The sequence below is a fragment of the Cupriavidus sp. 2SB genome, from assembly GCF_005503625.1.
Lineage (GTDB): Bacteria > Pseudomonadota > Gammaproteobacteria > Burkholderiales > Burkholderiaceae > Cupriavidus.
Genome location: NZ_SCMX01000009.1, coordinates 78461 through 97300, shown reverse-complemented (window position 1 = coordinate 97300; position 18840 = coordinate 78461). Strand labels below are relative to the sequence as shown.

The 18840-nt window shown below is 64.2% G+C and carries 17 protein-coding genes; 1 reads left to right on the top strand and 16 read right to left on the bottom strand.

All coding sequences use genetic code 11. The annotated features are described in order from the left end of the window. Nucleotides 1–11 precede the first annotated feature (11 nt). The 3 genes from FFS21_RS06605 to clsB form a co-directional block, all read right to left on the bottom strand. On the bottom strand, nt 12–1799 hold the full coding sequence (locus FFS21_RS06605) for an acyl-CoA dehydrogenase C-terminal domain-containing protein (protein ID WP_137924113.1): 1788 nt from the start codon (nt 1797–1799) through the stop codon (nt 12–14). A gap of 89 nt (nt 1800–1888) precedes the next feature. Further along, nucleotides 1889–2479: a TetR/AcrR family transcriptional regulator gene (locus tag FFS21_RS06600; protein ID WP_130391262.1), complete on the bottom strand. Its 591-nt coding sequence runs from the start codon at nt 2477–2479 to the stop codon at nt 1889–1891. Nucleotides 2480–2845: 366 nt separating this feature from the next. Then, on the bottom strand, nt 2846–4216 hold the full coding sequence (gene clsB / locus FFS21_RS06595; RefSeq protein ID WP_137924112.1) for a cardiolipin synthase ClsB: 1371 nt from the start codon (nt 4214–4216) through the stop codon (nt 2846–2848). Nucleotides 4217–4309: 93 nt separating this feature from the next. Here clsB and mobB point away from each other — a divergent pair, with 93 nt between their 5' ends. Further along, complete coding sequence (gene mobB, locus FFS21_RS06590) at nt 4310–4822, top strand: molybdopterin-guanine dinucleotide biosynthesis protein B (protein ID WP_137924111.1); 513 nt, start codon at nt 4310–4312, stop codon at nt 4820–4822. Nucleotides 4823–4851: 29 nt separating this feature from the next. Here mobB and FFS21_RS06585 read toward each other — a convergent pair whose 3' ends face one another. The 13 genes from FFS21_RS06585 to FFS21_RS06525 all read right to left on the bottom strand — a co-directional run bounded on the left by FFS21_RS06585 (nt 4852) and on the right by FFS21_RS06525 (nt 18757). Then, the gene (locus FFS21_RS06585) at nt 4852–5607 is read right to left on the bottom strand and encodes an endonuclease/exonuclease/phosphatase family protein (RefSeq protein WP_137924110.1); all 756 of its coding nucleotides are present in this window, start codon (nt 5605–5607) and stop codon (nt 4852–4854) included. After that, a complete protein-coding gene (nudB, locus tag FFS21_RS06580) occupies nt 5604–6089 on the bottom strand; it encodes a dihydroneopterin triphosphate diphosphatase (RefSeq protein WP_137924109.1) in 486 nt (161 codons plus the stop codon). Before nudB ends, FFS21_RS06585 begins: the two co-directional genes overlap by 4 nt. A gap of 107 nt (nt 6090–6196) precedes the next feature. Then, nucleotides 6197–7162, bottom strand: a complete 966-nt coding sequence (locus FFS21_RS06575; RefSeq protein WP_137924108.1) for a hypothetical protein — start codon at nt 7160–7162, stop codon at nt 6197–6199. A 200-nt stretch (nt 7163–7362) separates the two neighbouring features. Continuing rightward, nucleotides 7363–9171, bottom strand: a complete 1809-nt coding sequence (gene aspS / locus FFS21_RS06570) for an aspartate--tRNA ligase (protein ID WP_137924107.1) — start codon at nt 9169–9171, stop codon at nt 7363–7365. A 49-nt stretch (nt 9172–9220) separates the two neighbouring features. Further along, nucleotides 9221–9916, bottom strand: a complete 696-nt coding sequence (locus tag FFS21_RS06565; protein WP_137924106.1) for a DUF502 domain-containing protein — start codon at nt 9914–9916, stop codon at nt 9221–9223. A gap of 13 nt (nt 9917–9929) precedes the next feature. Beyond that, nucleotides 9930–10250, bottom strand: a complete 321-nt coding sequence (locus tag FFS21_RS06560; protein ID WP_137924105.1) for an FmdB family zinc ribbon protein — start codon at nt 10248–10250, stop codon at nt 9930–9932. 211 nt (nt 10251–10461) lie between these two features. Further along, entirely contained in the window at nt 10462–11898 is a 1437-nt protein-coding gene (locus FFS21_RS06555) for a high affinity choline transporter 1 (RefSeq protein ID WP_137924104.1), read from the bottom strand. A gap of 284 nt (nt 11899–12182) precedes the next feature. After that, nucleotides 12183–13760, bottom strand: a complete 1578-nt coding sequence (ubiB, locus tag FFS21_RS06550; protein ID WP_137924103.1) for a ubiquinone biosynthesis regulatory protein kinase UbiB — start codon at nt 13758–13760, stop codon at nt 12183–12185. Nucleotides 13761–13831: 71 nt separating this feature from the next. Next, nucleotides 13832–14503 carry a ubiquinone biosynthesis accessory factor UbiJ gene (locus tag FFS21_RS06545; RefSeq protein ID WP_137924102.1) on the bottom strand — a complete coding sequence of 224 codons (672 nt, stop codon included), beginning with the start codon at nt 14501–14503 and terminating at the stop codon, nt 13832–13834. A gap of 117 nt (nt 14504–14620) precedes the next feature. Next, nucleotides 14621–15625 carry a Tim44 domain-containing protein gene (locus tag FFS21_RS06540; RefSeq protein WP_137924101.1) on the bottom strand — a complete coding sequence of 335 codons (1005 nt, stop codon included), beginning with the start codon at nt 15623–15625 and terminating at the stop codon, nt 14621–14623. Nucleotides 15626–15675: 50 nt separating this feature from the next. Continuing rightward, nucleotides 15676–16407, bottom strand: coding sequence for a bifunctional demethylmenaquinone methyltransferase/2-methoxy-6-polyprenyl-1,4-benzoquinol methylase UbiE (ubiE, locus tag FFS21_RS06535; protein ID WP_137924100.1), 732 nt, complete (start codon nt 16405–16407; stop codon nt 15676–15678). Nucleotides 16408–16429: 22 nt separating this feature from the next. Beyond that, entirely contained in the window at nt 16430–16846 is a 417-nt protein-coding gene (locus FFS21_RS06530; RefSeq protein WP_137924099.1) for a gamma-butyrobetaine hydroxylase family protein, read from the bottom strand. Nucleotides 16847–16867: 21 nt separating this feature from the next. Further along, entirely contained in the window at nt 16868–18757 is a 1890-nt protein-coding gene (locus tag FFS21_RS06525) for an ABC transporter ATP-binding protein/permease (RefSeq protein ID WP_137924098.1), read from the bottom strand. Between the last annotated feature and the right edge of the window lie 83 nt (nt 18758–18840).

The following is an 18840-nucleotide window of genomic DNA, read 5'->3' as shown; positions in this document are numbered from 1 at the left end:
GAAGAAACGTCTTAGAACAAATCCGCGTCCAGCGCCATCAGCGTGGCCGAACCGGCGCGGGCCTTGCGGATTTCGCCGGCGGTTTCGGGCAGCAGCTTGGCAAAGTAGAAGCGTGCCGTGGCCAGCTTGGTCACGTAGAACTTGTCGCCGCTGTCTTGCTTCTCCAGCGCGATCTTGGCCATGCGGGCCCAGAAGTAGGCAAAGACCAGGTGACCCACCACGCGCAGGTACGGCACGGCTGCGGCGCCCACTTCGTCAGGGTTGCCCATGGCCTTCATGCCGATTTCCATGGTCAGCTTCTGCACCTTGTCGCCGATGTCGGCCAGCGGGTTCACAAACTCCTGCATGGCTTCATTCGTGCCTTCCTCTTCCACGAACTGCTGCACGATCTTGCCGAACACCTTCATCTTGGCGCCCATGTCGCCCAGGATCTTGCGGCCCAGCAGATCCAGTGCCTGGATCGTGTTGGTGCCTTCGTAGATCATGTTGATGCGGGCATCGCGCACGTACTGCTCCATGCCCCACTCGGAGATGTAGCCGTGGCCGCCGAAGATCTGCATGCCTTCGTTCGTCGACGTGAATGCATTGTCGGTCAGGAAGGCCTTGATGACCGGGGTCAGCAGCGCCACGAGGTCACCAGCTTCCTTGCGCACGGCGGCATCGGGGTGCGACAGTTCGCGGTCGATCTGCAGCGCGGTCCAGTAGCTGAACGCGCGGCCACCTTCGGCATACGCTTTCTGCGTCAGCAGCATGCGACGCACGTCCGGGTGAACGATGATCGGGTCGGCGGCCTTGTCCGGCGCCTTCGGGCCCGTCAACGCGCGCATCTGCAGGCGGTCCTTCGCGTAGGCCAGCGAGTTCTGGTAGGCCACTTCGGTCAGGCCCAAGCCCTGCGCGCCCACGCCCAGGCGTGCGGCGTTCATCATCACGAACATCGCGTTCAGGCCCTTGTTGGCCTCGCCCACCAGCCAGCCGCGCGCGCCATCCAGGTTCATCACGCAAGTAGCGTTGCCGTGGATGCCCATCTTGTGTTCGATCGAGCCGCACTTGATACCGTTGCGCTCGCCCGGATTGCCGCTGGCATCGGGGATGAACTTCGGCACGACGAACAGCGAGATGCCCTTGGTGCCTTGCGGCGCGTCCGGCAGACGGGCCAGCACCAGGTGGATGATGTTCTCGGCCAGGTCGTGTTCGCCTGCCGAGATGAAGATCTTGGTGCCCGAGATGGCGTACGAGCCATCGGCCTGCGGCTCGGCCTTCGAGCGCAACATGCCGAGGTCCGTGCCGCAATGCGGTTCGGTCAGGCACATCGTGCCCGTCCACACACCGGATACCAGCTTGGTCAGGTAGGTCTGCTTGAGTTCCGGCGTGCCGTGCGCATGCAGCGCTTCATACGCGCCGTGCGAGAGACCCGGGTACATCGTCCACGCCTGGCCTGCCGAGTTCAGCATCTCGTACAGCGCGTTGTTGATGATGATGGGCAGGCCCTGGCCGCCGTATTCCGGATCGCAGGCCAGTGCGGGCCAGCCGGCTTCCACGTACTGCTGGTAGGCTTCCTTGAAGCCCTTGGGCGCGCGCACCACGCCATCGCCCACGTACGTGCAACCTTCGCGGTCGCCCGGCTGGTTCAGCGGGAACACCACGTCGGCGCAGAACTTGCCGGCTTCCTCGATGACCTGGTTGATGGTGTCCGCGTCGATGTCCGCGTGTTGCGGCATCGCCTTGAGTTCGGCTTCGGCGCCGAGCATTTCGTGGAGCACGAACTGCATGTCGCGCAACGGTGCGGTGTACTGGCCCATCAAAGACTCCTTGGAGGTTTTCAATGCCGCCACACGCGCATGCCGCACGCCCCTTGAAGAGGCGGTTGCGACCGTTGCCCGGGGGCGGCTCAGGTTCGGTAGGACTGAATCAGTTTATTGAGCGCGACCATGGCAAGCTCGGCACTGTCCGGCAGGCGCAGGAAACGAGCGTCGTGATGCAAGCCTAGTTCAAGGCTGTACATCTCGAACAGCATCAGTCGCGGATCGCAATCCGCGCGCAGGTGCCCCTCTTCCCTTGCCTGGTCGATCGCACGCATCAGCGCGGCCCGCCAGATCGTGACGCTCTTGACGAGCTCGTCACGTACCGGGCTTTCCGCGCGATCGTCGTACTCGACCGCCCCGCTGATGTAGATGCAACCCGTGGTCACTTCCTGGATGCGCTTTTCCATCCAGCGACGCACCATCGACCACAGGCGAGGCAAACCACGCGGCTCCAGCAGCGAGGGATAGAACACCTCCTGCTCGAACCGGCGGTGATACTCGCGCACCACTTCCACCTGCAGGTCTTCGCGCGAACCAAAATGCGCGAACACGCCGCTCTTGCTCATCTGCATGCGTTCCGCGAGCAGGCCGATGGTCAGCCCTTCCAGCCCGTCGCGGGACGACAGTTCCAGTGCGGCATCGAGAATCGCCACGCGCGTCATCTCGCCCTTGCGCAAGGGCGCGGGCGCGGCGGCGGATTCAAGACGAACTGACTGGTGTCGCATGGTTATCTCTCCGTTCTCGACAACACCCACCTGGGTGCTGCCTTTTTCAGCCCAACTCTGCCTGAGGCAGGCATCACGACAGCGTCGAGCCATCGTAATTGCACGAAGTCTAAGCCAAAAAAGAACGGTCGTTCAGATTATTCTGGCGGGGCCGACTGGCATCAAGCTTTTAATTAGATCGGGGTTTCTAAACGCCCGGCATCGCGCGCTTAATTTGCGGCGCAATGCAGCAATTGCTGAAAACCCCGTGGATTCAGGGCCGGCACGCCGACGTTTTCTTCGCGGTGTGCGGCAGGGCAGCATGTTACCGCGATGCCTTCAATAACGCCCCGTGACCCCGGCAATCACGACGCCCAGACGCAACACGTAGTAGGCCGCCCAATTGGCAAATCGCCGCACACGCGGCAGCCTGGCGTGTACCTCGGGCACCACACGCGCACTGCGTTGCGCCATGGCCCGCTCCAGCCGCTCGCGCAGTTCGTTCGCAAACCCCGCGTCATAAACGGCCACGTTGGCCTCGCGCGCCAGCAGCAGGCTGAAGGGGTCCATGTTGCTGGATCCGACCGTCGCCCAGATATCGTCCACCACGGCCACCTTGGCGTGCAGGAAACTCTCTTCGTACTCGTAGATTTCCACACCGGCTTCCAGCAGCGTGGCGTAGAGCGCGTGCGTGGCGTAGTGCTGCAGCTTGTACTCGACCATGCCCTGCAACAGCAGCCGCACGCGCACACCGCGCTTGCGGCAGGCCAGGAGCGCACGGCGCATCTTGTGGCCGGGCAGGAAATACGCGTTGGCCAGAATCACGTCATGGCGTGCGGCACCCAGCGCATAGAGGTATTCGCGCTCGATGGTGCGTCGGTTGCGCAGGTTGTCGCGCATCAGCAGCGATGCCGCCACCCCATCCGGCTGGATATCGCCGCGCGCGTGCCGAGCCGCGCGGGCCAGTGTCTCGACCTCGGAAAACGCGCTAGCGGTCTCGCGCAGCCCCCTGCGCTGTGCGATGCGGAACCAGAGCCGCGCCGCCGCCAGTGCGATCTGCGACACCAGCGGGCCGCGCACGCGCACTGCAAAGTCGAAGCGTGGCCCCAGGTCCGGGAGATGGATCGGGCCGTGGTTGTGATCGTCGATGATGTTGATGCCGCCGACGAAGGCCATCTTGCCGTCGATGATGGCCAGCTTGCGATGCAGCCGGCGCAGATGCCGCCGCGCCAGTTTGAAACCGCGCAGCGGTCCGTACACTTCCAGCTTCACGCCGCCGTCGCGCAAGCGCTGAACGAGCGCGACGGGCATGTCTCCGGCGCCGAAGCCATCGACGATCAACCGCGTATCCACGCCTCGCTGCGCCGCCGCAACCAGCGCGTCGGTCACCCGGGCACCGATGTCGTCATCGGCATAGATATAGGTTTCGATCACGACGTGGACCTGCGCGGCTTCGATGGCCTCGATCAGTGCGGGGAAGAAGTCTGTCCCGTTGCAGAGCAGATCCACCCGGTTGCCCGGTACGGGGCTGCCGCGCCGCCGCATCCAGTGCATGAGCCGGGCCTTGGCCCGGGCGCCAGCGGCGCCGATCTCGTGAACGGATGTGGGAATGCCTGCCGGCGATGGGGCATGCGGCCCTGGCGCGTCCGGAATTTCGGACGGGGGCGTCTTCGGCGAATCGGATTCGGCGCGATCGTAGATCCGTGACATGGCTCGATTATCGACCAATGGGCGGCTCCTGCACATGGCCCGTGCCAACTCTGCTATTGTCAGTGCATTCTGACGCCCAAAAGAGAACGCATTGTGAAGGTATTCGGTATCACGGGTTCATCGGGCAGCGGCAAGACCACGCTGCTGGACCAGCTGATTCCCCGTTTCGTGGCCGATGGCCTGCGCGTGGCGGGCATCAAGCATACGCACCATGGTTTCGATCCCGACACGCCGGGCAAGGATTCGTGGCGCATGCGCCAGGGCGGTTGCGAGAACGTGGTACTGGTAGGCGCGCGGCACCTGACGTTGATGCGGCACTACCCCGAAGACAAACCCTCGCCAGAGATTGGCGAGGCGCTGGCCGTGCTCCCGCCAGACACCGATCTCGTCGTGGTCGAAGGCTACAAGTGGAGCGATTTCCCCAAGCTCGAAATCTATCGGCCCGCCAACGGCAAGGCGCCCCTGTGGACCGAAGTGCCCGGCGTGGTGGCCGTTGCCACCGATGCGCAAGCCGAGGTCGAAACACAGACCACGCTACCCGTGATCGACCTGAGCGACGTGGACGCGATCTATCACTGGATTCGCGACTACCTGGCGTCGCACTAAGCTCGCACCAGGCTCGCACTGACGGGGCGCTACGCCTCGGGTATCGCCATGCGATGGGCCAGTTCCGCCATCAACGGCACATGGTCCGAGCGCTCCGCCCATTCGCGGCCGGTCAGCGCCTGCGTTCGCTCGATCGCAAACCCGCGCACGTAGATGCGGTCGAGTTGCCACCACGGCATATGGCTCGGGAACGTGTGGATGCGTCCGTTCTTGGCGTGCGCGGACTCCACGGCATTGAGCGTATTGCAGATCTTGGCGTCGAGCCGGTGATTCCAGTCGTTGAAGTCGCCCGCGATCACCAGCGGCGCGGTGTCCGGCACCACGGCACGCACGCGCTCGACCAATGCACTGGCCTGCCTTACGCGGCTACGCGCGAACAGTCCGAAATGGACGCAGATCAGGTGCGCCTCCACCCCGTTGATATCCGCCACCGCATGCAGTAGCCCGCGCTGCTCGAAGCGATGGTCCGAGATATCGAGGTTCTCCGACATCAGGATCGGATGGCGCGACAGGATCGCATTGCCATGATGGCCGTGCTCATACACTGCGTTGCGTCCATAGACCGAGTGCGGGTAGGCATCCGTGGCAAGGTAGTTGAGCTGGGTGTGGTCGGGATCGAATAGTTCGGCTGCAATCAACCGGTCATTGCGGTCCTGCACTTCCTGCAGGAAGACGATGTCGGCGTCCATGGCCTGCAGCCCAGTGCGCACGCTCTGGATGCGTGGCTTGCCGGAGAAGCCCTTCACGCCCTTGTGGATGTTGTAGGTGACGACGCGCAGCTTCATCGCGCCACCCCGCCTTCCAGCGTGCGGTCAAGCTTGCCGGCCTGCGTGCGCCACGCCAGTTGCCGCACCGCCTCTGCATTGCTGCTCGAAAAACAGCGCTCGGCAGCGGTTTGCCAGGGCAGCCACTCATACCGGGTATGTTCGCGCGGCGCCAGTGTTACCGGCACCGGTGCCGGCACGCACAAGCCAAACCAGTGCTCGGTATTGCGCACAATGCCGGAGGCGTAGCGATGGCGCCACTGCGGATAGATTTCGTAGTCGATCGTGTGGTGCCAGTCGGTCAGTTCGAAGCTCGCGGCCACGATGCCGGTTTCCTCGGCCACCTCGCGAGCGGCCGTGACAGCCAGCGGTTCGTCGTCGGCATCAAGGCTGCCCGTGACCGATTGCCAGAAACCAGGCCGGTCGGCACGCTCGATCAACAGGACTTGCAGGTCTGGCGTATGAATGACGACCAGTACCGATTCGGGAATCTTGTAGCGCATGGGGCGGCGGAAGAGACAGACCCCAAGCATAGCGCAGCGGCGCTGGGTTGGTGTGTAGGCGCCTGTCCGATTACTGTCTAGTTACCGCGATGTGGAATGGCGACGCCTCAGGCCGCAGTCTGTTCGCCCGGCTGGCGCGGCGACAGATAGTGGGTATCAGACGCCGCAGGCGGTTGACGCGGCACTTCGCTCTCGGTGCCCGCCCCCTCATGCAGCCAGGTATCAAAGACCTGGGGTGAATCGCCATGGCCCCATGCCGCCCGCAGTTGCTGCATCAGCGGTGCCAGCGTCCGGGTATAGCGCTGGGACGCCACGTGCGCATGCTGGGCCAGCGCATCCGTGCTTTCGCGCACCTGCGCGGCGAGTTCCGCACGTTCCTGGGCGATTTCCTTTTCGCGCACGCCAAGCTGGTTGTACTTCTGGATCAGGAAGCGCTGGTAGTCGCCCGCCTCCACACCCTGTGCGGCCTGGGCGTTGACCTGCTCGAACCGCATCACGATGCTGGCCGTTTCCTGTTCGACATGCGCGGCCTCGGCAATCCGCTCCTGCAATGCGTCCTGCAGACGCAGGGCTTCGCGGCGATGGGTCTGCAGACGCGTGGCTTCGTCGTCGAACGTGCGCTGTGCGCCCAGGTAAGCCTGCACCACGGGCTGCGGCGCCACTACCAGCAGCGGATCGGCACCGCCGGCGCGGCGTCCCGAAAGCAGTGCATCCTCAGGCAGGCGCAGGTTGCCGACATCTTCCAGCCACCGGCCGCGCGCCATCACCGTGGCAACGGTGTCCAGCGCCAGCTTGCGCAGTGCCTCGGCACGCTGTGCCTCCACCGGTTCGCCGTCCCGATCTGCGTCGGCGGCCACGGCATTCGCCCCCTGCACGGCATGGGCGATGTCAGGCACACATGCGGCCACGGTGGTGGCCACCGATTCCGACATGGCCTGTGCGGACCTGCGCACCGCGCGGCGCAGTTCGAAGCGCGCCACCAGCATTACCAGCAGGCCGGCCACGAGCCAGGTCAGAATGGTCTCGGCATGGGCCAGAAGAAAGGCCCGGATCAGTTCGGTATCGAGTTGCATTGGTCTTGTCCTCCCACGTCGCGGCTGGCCTTTCGGGTGGGCCGGCTTCGCGCGTATCCGGGGAGAAGACATTCACCGTCGCAGCTTCGTTCCTGCTGGTAACAAATGGAAACGCATCCTTGCGCGGAAAACAAAAAAGCCGCGCAGTAGCGCGGCTTTCCTGTCAGCGGATGAAACACAGGGCCGATACCCGATTCGCCTTAGGCCGTGGTCTTCGGCTCCTGCGCGCGCAGGCGGATATGCAGCTCGCGCAGTTGCTTCTCGTCGACCGAGCTCGGGGCCTGCGTCAGCAGATCCTGGGCGCGCTGCGTCTTCGGGAAGGCGATCACGTCGCGGATCGAATCGGCGCCAGCCATCATCGTCACGATACGGTCCAGGCCGAAGGCCAGGCCACCGTGCGGCGGCGCGCCATATTGCAGCGCGTCGAGCAGGTAGCCAAACTTGGCGCGGGCTTCCTCGGCACCGATCTTCAGTGCGCGGAACACCTTGCTCTGCACGTCTTCACGGTAGATACGGACCGAACCGCCGCCCATTTCCCAACCGTTCAGCACCATGTCGTAAGCCTTGGCGATGCACTTGCCCGGATCGGTTTCCAGGTATTGCATGTGCTCGTCCTTCGGGCTCGTGAACGGGTGGTGCATCGCCACCCAGCGTGCGTCTTCCTCGTCGTACTCGAACATCGGGAAATCGATCACCCACAGCGGCTTCCAGGTGTCCTCGAACAGGCCCGTGCTCTTGCCGAATTCCGAATGGCCGATCTTCAGGCGCAGCGCGCCGATGGCGTCGTTCACCACCTTGGCCTTGTCTGCGCCAAAGAAGATGATGTCGCCGTCCTGGGCGCCGGTGCGCTTCAGGATTTCGGCAAGCGCCGCATCGTGCAGGTTCTTCACGATCGGCGATTGCAGGCCGTCGCGGCCCTTGGCCACTTCGTTCACCTTGATCCACGCCAGGCCCTTGGCGCCATAGATCGCCACGAACTGCGTGTAGGCATCGATTTCACCGCGCGAGATGGCGTGGCCACCCGGCACGCGCAGACCCACCACGCGACCGTTATCGCTGTTGGCCGGACCCGAGAACACCTTGAAGTCGACGTCCTTCATCACTTCGGTCAGCTCGGTGAATTCCAGCTTCACGCGCAGGTCCGGCTTGTCCGAACCGAAGCGGGCCATGGCTTCGCGGAACTCCATCACCGGGAACTTGGAAACCAGGTCCACGTCGATGGTGTTCTTGAACACCGTGCGCATCATGTCCTCGAACAGGTCGCGAATCTCCTGCTCGGTCAGGAACGACGTTTCGCAGTCGATCTGCGTGAATTCAGGCTGGCGGTCGGCGCGCAGGTCTTCGTCGCGGAAGCACTTGGTGATCTGGTAGTAGCGGTCGAAGCCCGAGACCATCAGCATCTGCTTGAAGATCTGCGGCGACTGCGGCAGCGCGAAGAAGTGGCCCGGGTTCACGCGCGACGGCACCAGGTAGTCACGGGCGCCTTCCGGCGTGCTCTTGCCGAGCATCGGCGTTTCGATATCGATGAAGCCCTGGGCGTCCAGGTACTTGCGCACTTCCATCGCCACCTTGTAGCGCAGGCGCAGGTTGTATTGCATCTGCGGACGGCGCAGATCCAGCACGCGGTGCGTGAGGCGCGTCGTCTCCGACAGGTTGTCGTCGTCCAGCTGGAACGGCGGCGTGACCGACGGGTTCAGCACCGACAGCTCATGGCACAGCACTTCGATCTTGCCCGAGGTCAGGTTGCTGTTCTCGGTGCCGGCCGGACGCGGACGCACCTTGCCCACCACGCGGATGCAGAACTCGTTGCGGATCTCTTCGGCGGCCTTGAACATTTCCGGACGGTCCGGATCGCACACCACCTGCACCAGGCCCTCGCGATCGCGCAGGTCGACGAAGATCACGCCACCGTGATCGCGGCGGCGCTGCACCCAGCCGGTCAGGGCCACTTCCTGGCCGATCAGTTGTTCGGTCACCAGACCGCAGTAGTGAGTACGCATGGAGGACATAGGAGGAATTCCCTGTAAAGCGCGGCCGCAAGGCGCGGGCCGCGCGCAATCAATTGGTTTGCGTGTCGGCGACTTCGTCGCGGGCCAGTTCGGCGTGTCCCTCGCGGGTATCGTCGTTCGGCTTGCGGGGCAGGTCCGTCGGGGCCACCACGCCCATCGACACGATGTACTTGAGGGCCGCGTCGACCGTCATGTCGAGCTCGATCGTATCGGCCTTCGGCATCATCAGGAAGAAGCCCGAGGTCGGGTTCGGCGTCGTCGGGACATAGACGCTGACGTACTCGCCCTGGAGGTGATTCTGCACATCGCCGCCCGGCCGGCCCGTCAGGAACGCGATGGTCCACGACCCCTCGCGCGGATACTGCACCAGCAACGCCTTGCGGAATGCATTGCCCGACGAGGACAGCAGCGTGTCAGATACCTGCTTCACGCTGGTGTAGATCGGACCCACCACCGGGATATGGCCCAGCAGCGCTTCCCACCAGCGCACCAGCCGCTGGCCGATGAAGTTGTGGGTCAGCACCCCGACCAGCAGGATGAACAGCAGCGTGAGGATCGCGCCCAGACCGGGAATGCGGCGCCCGAACAGGTTCTCGGGCTGCCATGCCACGGGCAGCAGCGCCATGCTCTGGTCCATCGTGCCGATGATCAGGTTGAGCACCCACAGCGTGATGCCCAGCGGCACGAGGACGAGCAGGCCGGTCAGGAACCAGGTCTTGACGGCGGAAGTTTTCTTGGCGACCACGTCGTGCCCGCGCTTATTGGCTGGCCGACGAGCCAGCGGCGGGCGCAGCCGCTGCCGGGGTCGAAGCCGATGCGTCGGAAGTGGCCGCCGGCGCAGCCGCTGCGGCCGCGCTGTCGCCCGACTTGGCCGGTGCGCTGGTGCCGCCGCTGCCGCCGCGGAAGTCCGTGACGTACCAGCCCGAGCCCTTGAGCTGGAAGCCGGCTGCGGTCAGTTGCTTCTTGTAGGTGCCGGTGGCACCGCAGGATGGGCAGTCCGTGAGCGGGGCATCGCTCATTTTCTGCAGCACATCGCGCCCTTGGCCGCAGGCGTCGCAACGGTAGGCATAGATCGGCATGGTTATTTCGTGAAAATCGGAACGTAAAGCGGGTAGATGGCACCGTCGCCGGAAACCACAAGGGCGACCATCATGTCGACGGGCATACAGATGTGCCGGACGCGTGACGATGCAAAGCCTCGGATTATAAACCGTCGTCAACCCGTATACCGGCAGGAATTGCGGTCATTCGGAGCCCCATTCGTCACGAACGGGCCAATTTCTCCAAATGTTACGCGATATGCACTTCTTGCGTAGGAGGCCGGTCACTGATCAGTTGTGGCAGCAGCGATCCGAACACCATGCCGCCAATCGAGAACAGCAGCCCCACCATTTGCGGCGGCACTGCAGCATCGGCATAGCCCACCTCGCAGATCAGCCAGGAGGACAGGCCCAGGACGATGGCCAGCAATCCGCCCTGGCGTGTTGCCGGCTTCCAGAACAGGCCAAAGGCCAGCGGCACGAACGACGACACCAGCGTCACCTTGTAGGCGTTCTCGACCATATGGAAGATCGACAGGTGCGAATTCAGCGCGAACAGCGTGACCAGCACCGTGAAGACCAGCACCACTGCCTGCATCACGCGCAGGAACTGCTTGTCGGTCAGATGGCGAAAGTACGGGCGCAGGATGTTCTCGGCAAACGTCACCGACGGCGCCAGCAGCGTGGCCGACGCGCAGCTCTTGATGGCCGAAAGCAGTGCGCCGAAGAACATCACCTGCGCGAACATCGGCGCGTGCGTCAGGATCAGTTGCGGCAGGATCAGTTGCGAATCCGTGTCGATGTATTTCTGCACCATCTGCGGATCGATCATCGTGGCCGAGTACGCCAGGAACATCGGGATGAATGCGAAGAAGAAGTAGAGCACGCCGCCCAGCACCGAGGCGCGGCCCGCGATCTGTTCGGTCTTCGAAGATGTCACGCGCTGGAACACGTCCTGCTGCGGAATCGACCCGAGCATCATCGTGAACAGCGCCGCCGCGAACCCGATGATCTGCACCAGGTCCAGCGATGGCCAGAATTCGAACTTGCCCGCCGCCGCCGCATGCGAGACCACGGCCGAGACGCCACCCGCCTGGCCGCCCACCTCGTACCCGATATAGACCAGGCCGATCACGATGATGATCATCTGGATGAAGTCGGTAATCGCCACCGACCACATGCCGCCGAACAGCGTATAGACCAGCACGCTGGCCGCGCCGATCATCATGCCGGCGTCCTGTGACAGCGCACCATCGGACACGGTGTAGAACACCAGTCCCAGCGCCTTGATCTGCGCCGCCACCCAGCCCAGGTACGACACCACGATGCAAAGCGTGGTCAGCACCTCGGCCAGCCGGCCATAACGGTTGTGATAGTAGTCGCCGATGGTGAGCAGGTTCATCCGGTACAGCGGCCGGGCGAAGAACAAACCCACGAGGATCAGGCAGAGGGAGGAGCCGAAGGGGTCGGACACCACGCCCGACAGGCCCTCCTTGAGGAACACGGCCGGGATGCCGAGCACGGTTTCGGAGCCGAACCATGTGGCAAAGACTGTCGCGGTGACGATATGGAATGGCAGGCTGCGGCCCGCCACGGCAAAGTCTGCGGTGCCCTTGACGCGCAGCGCCGCCCACAGGCCGATACCGACCGAAATGACCCAATAAGCGATGACGAACCAGATCAGCATGCCGCTGCCCTATCCCAAAATGCCAGAAATGCCCTGGTGGCGAGAAACCGAATGCCGGCGAGCGCTGCATCGTGGCAACGCCCTGCCGGTGTCCAATTCATCGGTCGGGGCCGCGGGCGCCCGGCGGGGGGCATGAGCGGTCGTAGCCGAATCAAAACGCGGATTATAGCGATGGAGACTGGCGGGGTCGAAAAAAAATCCCGCCACCCGGAGAAATGCCCGTATTGGGGCACTTCGTGTTGTTTTGCTGACGTTGGCGGATAGTCCGCCGGACGCTGTGCCGCTTACCAGTACCCTGCCCAGGCCATCGCCTGGACGATCACGATGCCAGCAAGGAAGCCGCCCATCAGCATCAGCGCCGTAGACAGGCGCCGGTTGGTACGGCGCTGTTCGTGGACCAACTGCGCCAGCAGCCGCTCCTGATCGCCGTTGTGGACCATGGCACGGCGCTCCAGGAACTGGTGCGCCAGGCGCGGAAAGTCAGGCAGCATCTTGGCCCATTGCGGCGCCTCGACCTTGACGCGTTCCCAGGCGCCCTGCCAGCCAACCTGCTCGTACATCCACTTCTCCAGGAAGGGCTTGGCCGTCTTCCAGAGGTCGAGGTCCGGATCGAGCTGGCGCCCGAGCCCTTCAATATTGAGCAGCGTCTTCTGCAGCAGCACCAGTTGTGGCTGAATCTCCACATTGAAGCGTCGCGACGTCTGGAAGAGTCGCATCAGCACCATGCCCAGCGAAATCTCGCGTAGCGGTTTGTCGAAGTAAGGCTCGCAGCATGCGCGGACGGCGGACTCCAGTTCCTCGACGCGCGTCGAGGCTGGGACCCAGCCCGATTCCACGTGCAGCAGCGCCACGCGGTGGTAGTCGCGGCGGAAGAAGGCGATGAAGTTCTGCGCCAGATAGTTCTTGTCGAATTCAGACAGCGCCCCGACGATGCCGAAGTCCAGCGCGATATACCGCCCAAAGGTCTCCGGCTGGACCGACACCAGGATGTTGCCCGGGTGCATGTCCGCATGGAAGAACCCGTCGCGGAACACCTGCGTGAAGAAGATTTCCACGCCCTCCTCGGCCAGCTTGTGCATGTCCACGCCGGCCGCCTTGAGCGATTCGGTGCGCGAGATCGGGATGCCATGCATCCGCTCCATCGTGAACACCGAACTCGTACACCAGTCCCAGAACACCTCGGGCACGCACAGCAGTTCGCTGTCGGCAAAGTTGCGGCGCAACTGGCTGGCGTTGGCTGCCTCGATCATCAAGTCGAGTTCGTCATGCAGGTACTTGTCGAACTCGGCGACCACCTCGCGCGGCTTGAGGCGCCGGCCGTCCACCCAGACTCGCTCCAGCCACGTGGCCATGTCGGCCATCAGCGCCAGATCGCTGTCGATCACCGGCAGCATGCCGGGCCGCAGCACCTTCACCGCCACCTCGCGGCCATGGTTCGGGCCGCCGCGCAGCGTGGCGAAGTGCACCTGCGCAATCGACGCGCTGGCCACCGGCTGGTGCTCGAAGTTGTCGAACAGATCGTCCACCCGCCTGCCGAGCGATTTCTCGATGATGCGCACGGCCAGTGCCGAGTCGAACGGCGGCACCTGGTCCTGGAGCATGGCCAGTTCGTCGGCAATATCCGGCGGCATCAGGTCGCGCCGCGTGGACAGCACCTGTCCGAACTTGACGAAGATCGGGCCCAGGGTGGTCAGCGCCAGCCGCAGCCGGACACCGCGCGGCTGTTCGAGCTTGCGCCCAATGGTGATCACGCGCACCAGGAACTTGATCCGGCGGCTCTTGAAGCCCGACAGCACGAGTTCGTCGAGCCCGTAATACAGGATGACAAAAATAATCTTGCAGAGACGCAGCAGGCGGGTCATGCGAAATCTTCAGGGTGTGCGCCGCTCTGGGCGGCGACGGGAGGCAACATGGCGGAAAGCATCTGCCAGGATCAGCGGTGGGCCGAAGGCAGCGGGGCTGGGGCTCCTCCATCGGCCGACCGCTCGAGGCGGTCCAGCTTCTTTTCGAGGCGTGCCAGGTCGTCGCGCAGGCGCGCCACATCAGTACTGAAACCGTCGAGCGCGGCATGGCGGACCAGCGTTGGCTGCTCGTCGAGCAGGTATTCGGTCACGTTATCGAGCAGCGCCCGACCCACGCGCGTGGCCCCCTCATGCACTTGCCGCGCGCCATCGACCATGCGCTGCGCCACGCTGTCACTGACCGGGCCGCCCATCACGCCCCGCAATGCGCGCGACAGGTCTTCGGCCGCATCCCAACGGAGGTTACGCGCCAACGTGGACACGGCATTGGCAAACTCGGCGTCACCCTCGATCCGCACGTGGCGCATGGCAGCGGCTTGACCGCCCTCGGCCACATCGGCCACCACGAGCGGCCATTGCTGCAGCGGCACCAGCAGCGTTACCGCCGGCGTCTCCGTGGCAGGCGCCTGCTCGATGCAGCCCTGCCCCGTCACGCGCAGCGACAAGGCGAACGCCGCGGCGTCAAAGACGATCACGCGGCCAGCGAACGGCGCCAGCAGGCTGCATGCCCAGGGTTCCTGTTCGATCAGGTGATTCAACGCGGCGACGATCGGTGCAGCCAGCGGGGTCGGCAAAGCGTTCATGGCGTCCGGGAGTTCGGGCTTGGCCCAACAAAAAAGGCCCACGCGTACGTGGGCCTCCATTCTAAGCTACTCGCCCGCCGCTTCATGTCATCGTCGCGGCCAGGAGCGTGTCAGCGATCAGGACTCCTGCTGGATACCAGCCAGTTGCCAGCCGCCGGTGCCGGAAGTCGCCTTCGCCAGATTCCAGACCTCGCCAAACGGCTGGGCGGCCTCGTCGGCCTTCTCGCGGATCATGCCGGAGAAGCGCACGCTCGCGATGTACTGGGTGGCGGTGGTCTCGATACCCAGCAGTTGGGCGTCGAGCGTGACCACATCGGTCTTGTTGACTTCGCCGGCCGGACGTTCGGCCAGATCCATCTTTAGTTCGGCAAACATTTCCGGCGTCGAGAACTCGCGGATATCGTCGAGATTGCCCGCGTCCCAGGCAGCCTGCAGGCGCACATAGTGAACCTTGGCATTGCGCACGAAGGACTCGACATCGAAGTCCGCCGGCACGCCCCACGGTTGCTGCACTGCCGCAGCAACCGCGACACCCGCCGCTGCACCACCCATCACCGGATTGGCAGCCGCACCGCCGAAACTCGGCGAGGCATCCTGCTGACGCAGCGTCGGTTCTGCCTCACGGTTCATGCCGCCGAACGGGTTGTTGCTACCGTTGCTGGCGTTGCCCATGCCGGCGAAGGCCGGTTGCTGTCCCGAAGTCTTCGAGCCACGGAACTTGCGGAACAGCCAGACGGCGACCAGTGCGATCAGGCCGAACAGGATGATGTTGCTCAGGATGCTGGCCGCTGCGCCACCGAGACCGAAGTGCGACAGCAGGTAGCCGATACCCAGGCCCGCCGCGAGGCCGCCGAGCATGCCGCCCCAGTTACGCTTCGGTGCCGCAGCTGCTGCACCACCCGCCGCACCCGCTGCTGCCGGTGCCGCCGCGTTCTGGGCCGGCTGGCCCGGAGCGGTGTTCTGCTGCGGAGGCGTGGCCTGGCGTTGCTGCGTCACGTTCGACGATTGCTTGCCGACGCTGCGCGAACCGCCCATGCGCTTGGCTTCGGCATCCATTGCCGCCCCGAACGCCACCGTCGCAATCAGCGCGAGGGCGAGGAATTTTCCACGAAAAGAAGTCATATGCAGTGATCCCCTGTCATTTCCGGCCTTTTTTATCCGGATATGGCGAATTAGTACTTTCTACCGACGTGGAGCGCCACGACTCCGGCCGTCAGATTGAAGTATTCGACCTTTTCGAGGCCCACTTGTTCCATCAAGCGTACAAGTGAACCCTGGTCTGGATGCATTCTGATCGATTCCGCGAGATAGCGATAGCTAGGGGCATCCCCGGCCACGCGTTCGCCCAGCCATGGAAGCACCTTGAACGAGTAAACATCGTAGGCTTTTTCGAGCGGCTTCCAGACCTTGGAGAACTCCAGCACCATGACCTTGCCACCCGGCTTGGTCACCCGGCGCATTTCCGCGAGTGCCTTGTCCTTGTGCGTCATGTTGCGCAGGCCGAACGCCACCGTCACCAGATCGAAGTAGTTATCGGGGAACGGAATCTTCTCGGCATCGCACAGCGCCACGGGCGTGACCACACCCTTGTCCAGCAGACGGTCGCGGCCCACGCGCAGCATCGACTCGTTGATGTCGGTCAGCCAGACTTCGCCGGTCGGGCCGGCGCGCTTGGCGAATGCCTTAGCCAGATCGCCCGTGCCGCCGGCGATATCCAGCACCTTCTGGCCGGGCCGCACATTGGCCTGGGCGATGGTGAACACCTTCCAGAGCCGGTGCATGCCACCGGACATCAGGTCGTTCATCACGTCGTACTTGCTTGCCACCGAATGGAAAACGCCGGCTACCTTGCCGGCCTTTTCCCGTTCGTCGACTTTCTCGAACCCGAAGTGGGTTTCGCTCATTCTCTGACTCCAGGTACTGAATTCAATGATGGTGGCCGCAACCGTGACCACCCGGGGCGGCCATCGGCGTATCGCGATTGGCGCCGGCGGCTTCGAGCCGCTTCAGGTAGTCCGCCCAGAGTGCGTCCTGATCGTCGCCCAGCCGGTACAGCAGGTCCCACGTATAGATGCCGGTGTCGTGGCCGTCATCGAAACGGATCAGGATCGCGTAGTTGCCCACCGGCTCCACCGCCGCGATACCGACGCCGCGCTTGCCGGTCTGCAGCGTTTCCTGCCCGGGTCCGTGGCCCTTGACCTCGGCGGAAGGCGAATACACGCGCAGCAGCTCGAAAGGCAGCCGCCAGGTGCGGCCATTGTCGAAACCGACTTCAAGCACGCGCGACTGCGTGTGAACGGTCAGCGCGGTGGGGTGCGGGGTGTCTTTGTCCAGGCCAGCCATGTTAGGGGCGCGACGTCGCCGTCACGCATCTTGTATGACCCGATAGCTTACTCCACCGCCCTCGCCTTGCCCATCCGCCCCCACCGGTACGTATTTCAGGCGCCGGCCGTGGAACGCCGCCACGGTGCTGCGGTGGGCGATGCTGACGATGGTCGCGTCCGGGAGGGAATCGACCATCAACTGGTACATCGCCGCTTCGGTTTCCTCGTCGAGCGCGCTGGTGGCCTCGTCCAGGAACAGGAAATCGGGCTTCTGGAGCAATGCCCGCGCAAAGGCCAGCCGCTGTTGCTCGCCCGGCGACAGCCGCAGCGACCAGTTGGTAGACACATCCAGATGCGGAACCAGCATGCCGAGCCGTGCCTGCTGCAAGACTTCGACGAGCGCCTCGCGCGTATGCGCCGTGCCGACGTCGGGATACGACAGCGCGTCGGCCAGCGTGCCCATCGGCAGGTAGCTGCGCTGCGGCAGGAACAGCGACCGCGCGCGCGGCATGGCGATGCGCCCGCTGCCATACGGCCAGATTCCGGCCAGGGCGCGGAACAGCACGCTCTTGCCGCATCCCGACGGACCGTTCACCAGCCAGCGTTCGCCGGGGCCGATTGACAGCGAGAACGGCGCCACGAGGGGTCGCAGGCCGGGATGACCCAGCGGATCGATCCCCACGTCGTCGGCATCCAGGCCACTGCGCACCGGCAGGGCGAGAGCCAGGTCCGAGATCGCGATATGCCGATCCGTCGCGCTGGCCGACTCCACCACCTCGATGTCGCCGGGGCCCTCGTGGGTCAGGTCCTCGCGCTCGGCCAGGCGAATGGCTTCCTGAAAATCGATCAGACGGTTCGCGGCGGCTTTCCAGCCCACCAGCGTGGAGTAGCTGTCGACGAACCACGACAACGCGCCCTGCACCTGGCCGAACGCCGAGTTGATCTGCATGAGTCCGCCCAGCGTGAGCTTGCCCGAGAAGTAGCGCGGCGCGGCCACGAGGAACGGGAAGATGATCGCGAACTGGCCATAGCCCGAACTCACGAACGTGAGCCGCCGCGTGTAGCGCATCAGTTGGCTCCAGTTGGCGCGAATCCGTTCGAAGCGTCCGCGCAGCCCGGCCTGCTCGGTGGGTTCGCCCCGGTATAGCGCCACCGGCTCGCTGTTTTCGCGCAAGCGCACAAGCATGAAACGGAAATTTGCCTCGTACTGTTCCTGCTGGAACGACAGCCCGATCAGCGGCCGCCCGACGAAGTGAATGATGATGGAGCCGACGATCGCATAGCCAATGGCGAACCACACCATGTAGCCGGGAATCGTCACGTCTACGCCGCCCAGCACGAAACTGATCGGACCGGACACGACCCACAGGATGCCGATGAACGAGACCAGCGTGACCACCGAGTTCAGCAGCCCCATCGACAACGTCAGCGCACCGTCGGTGAACTGGCGGAGATCGTCGGCCAGCCGTTGGTCGGGGTTGTCGGTGGAGTGGGTCTGCTCGATGCGGTAGTACGCCTGATGCCCGAGCCAGCGCTGCATGAATTTTCCAGTCATCCACGTCCGCCAGCGCATCTGCAGCATCAACTGGTAATACTGCCGGAAGATCGCGAGGACGATGAAGGCCGCGGCGATCCACGAAAACCGCAGCAGCAGCGCCTTGAACGAGACGTAGTCGTGCTGCTCGATAGCGTTGTAGAACACGCGGTTCCACTCGTTGAGCAGCACGTTGATGTAGACGATGCCGAGGTTGAGCGCCACCACCAGCAGCAGGAGTCCGAGCCCGGCCTTGCGGTCCTCGGATTTCCAGTATGGCTTGATCAGTGCCCAGGTGGCCGCCAGCCGAAGCTGGCTTTGCGCCTTGAGTGCCTGGATCGGGACAGCCGGACCGGGCACGGTGACAGACGACGGGGTGGACGGGGTGGATGACATGGCGCCAGCGGGTTGGCCTGCCGGGGCCGCAGCCAGGCAGGCATGTTGTTGTTCGACCGGAGTCAGACGTCCCGCCGCGCGGG

Bases quoted from the DNA above. Each gene is read 5' to 3' on its own strand.
- FFS21_RS06605 (WP_137924113.1), bottom strand. From the start codon at position 1,799: ATGGGCCAGTACACCGCACCGTTGCGCGACATGCAGTTCGTGCTCCAC.
- clsB (WP_137924112.1), bottom strand. From the start codon at position 4,216: ATGTCACGGATCTACGATCGCGCCGAATCCGATTCGCCGAAGACGCCC.
- FFS21_RS06585 (WP_137924110.1), bottom strand. From the start codon at position 5,607: ATGAAGCTGCGCGTCGTCACCTACAACATCCACAAGGGCGTGAAGGGC.
- nudB (WP_137924109.1), bottom strand. From the start codon at position 6,089: ATGCGCTACAAGATTCCCGAATCGGTACTGGTCGTCATTCATACGCCA.
- FFS21_RS06575 (WP_137924108.1), bottom strand. From the start codon at position 7,162: ATGCAACTCGATACCGAACTGATCCGGGCCTTTCTTCTGGCCCATGCC.
- aspS (WP_137924107.1), bottom strand. From the start codon at position 9,171: ATGTCCTCCATGCGTACTCACTACTGCGGTCTGGTGACCGAACAACTG.
- FFS21_RS06560 (WP_137924105.1), bottom strand. From the start codon at position 10,250: ATGCCGATCTATGCCTACCGTTGCGACGCCTGCGGCCAAGGGCGCGAT.
- FFS21_RS06555 (WP_137924104.1), bottom strand. From the start codon at position 11,898: ATGCTGATCTGGTTCGTCATCGCTTATTGGGTCATTTCGGTCGGTATC.
- ubiB (WP_137924103.1), bottom strand. From the start codon at position 13,760: ATGACCCGCCTGCTGCGTCTCTGCAAGATTATTTTTGTCATCCTGTAT.
- FFS21_RS06545 (WP_137924102.1), bottom strand. From the start codon at position 14,503: ATGAACGCTTTGCCGACCCCGCTGGCTGCACCGATCGTCGCCGCGTTG.
- FFS21_RS06540 (WP_137924101.1), bottom strand. From the start codon at position 15,625: ATGACTTCTTTTCGTGGAAAATTCCTCGCCCTCGCGCTGATTGCGACG.
- ubiE (WP_137924100.1), bottom strand. From the start codon at position 16,407: ATGAGCGAAACCCACTTCGGGTTCGAGAAAGTCGACGAACGGGAAAAG.
- FFS21_RS06530 (WP_137924099.1), bottom strand. From the start codon at position 16,846: ATGGCTGGCCTGGACAAAGACACCCCGCACCCCACCGCGCTGACCGTT.
- FFS21_RS06525 (WP_137924098.1), bottom strand. From the start codon at position 18,757: ATGTCATCCACCCCGTCCACCCCGTCGTCTGTCACCGTGCCCGGTCCG.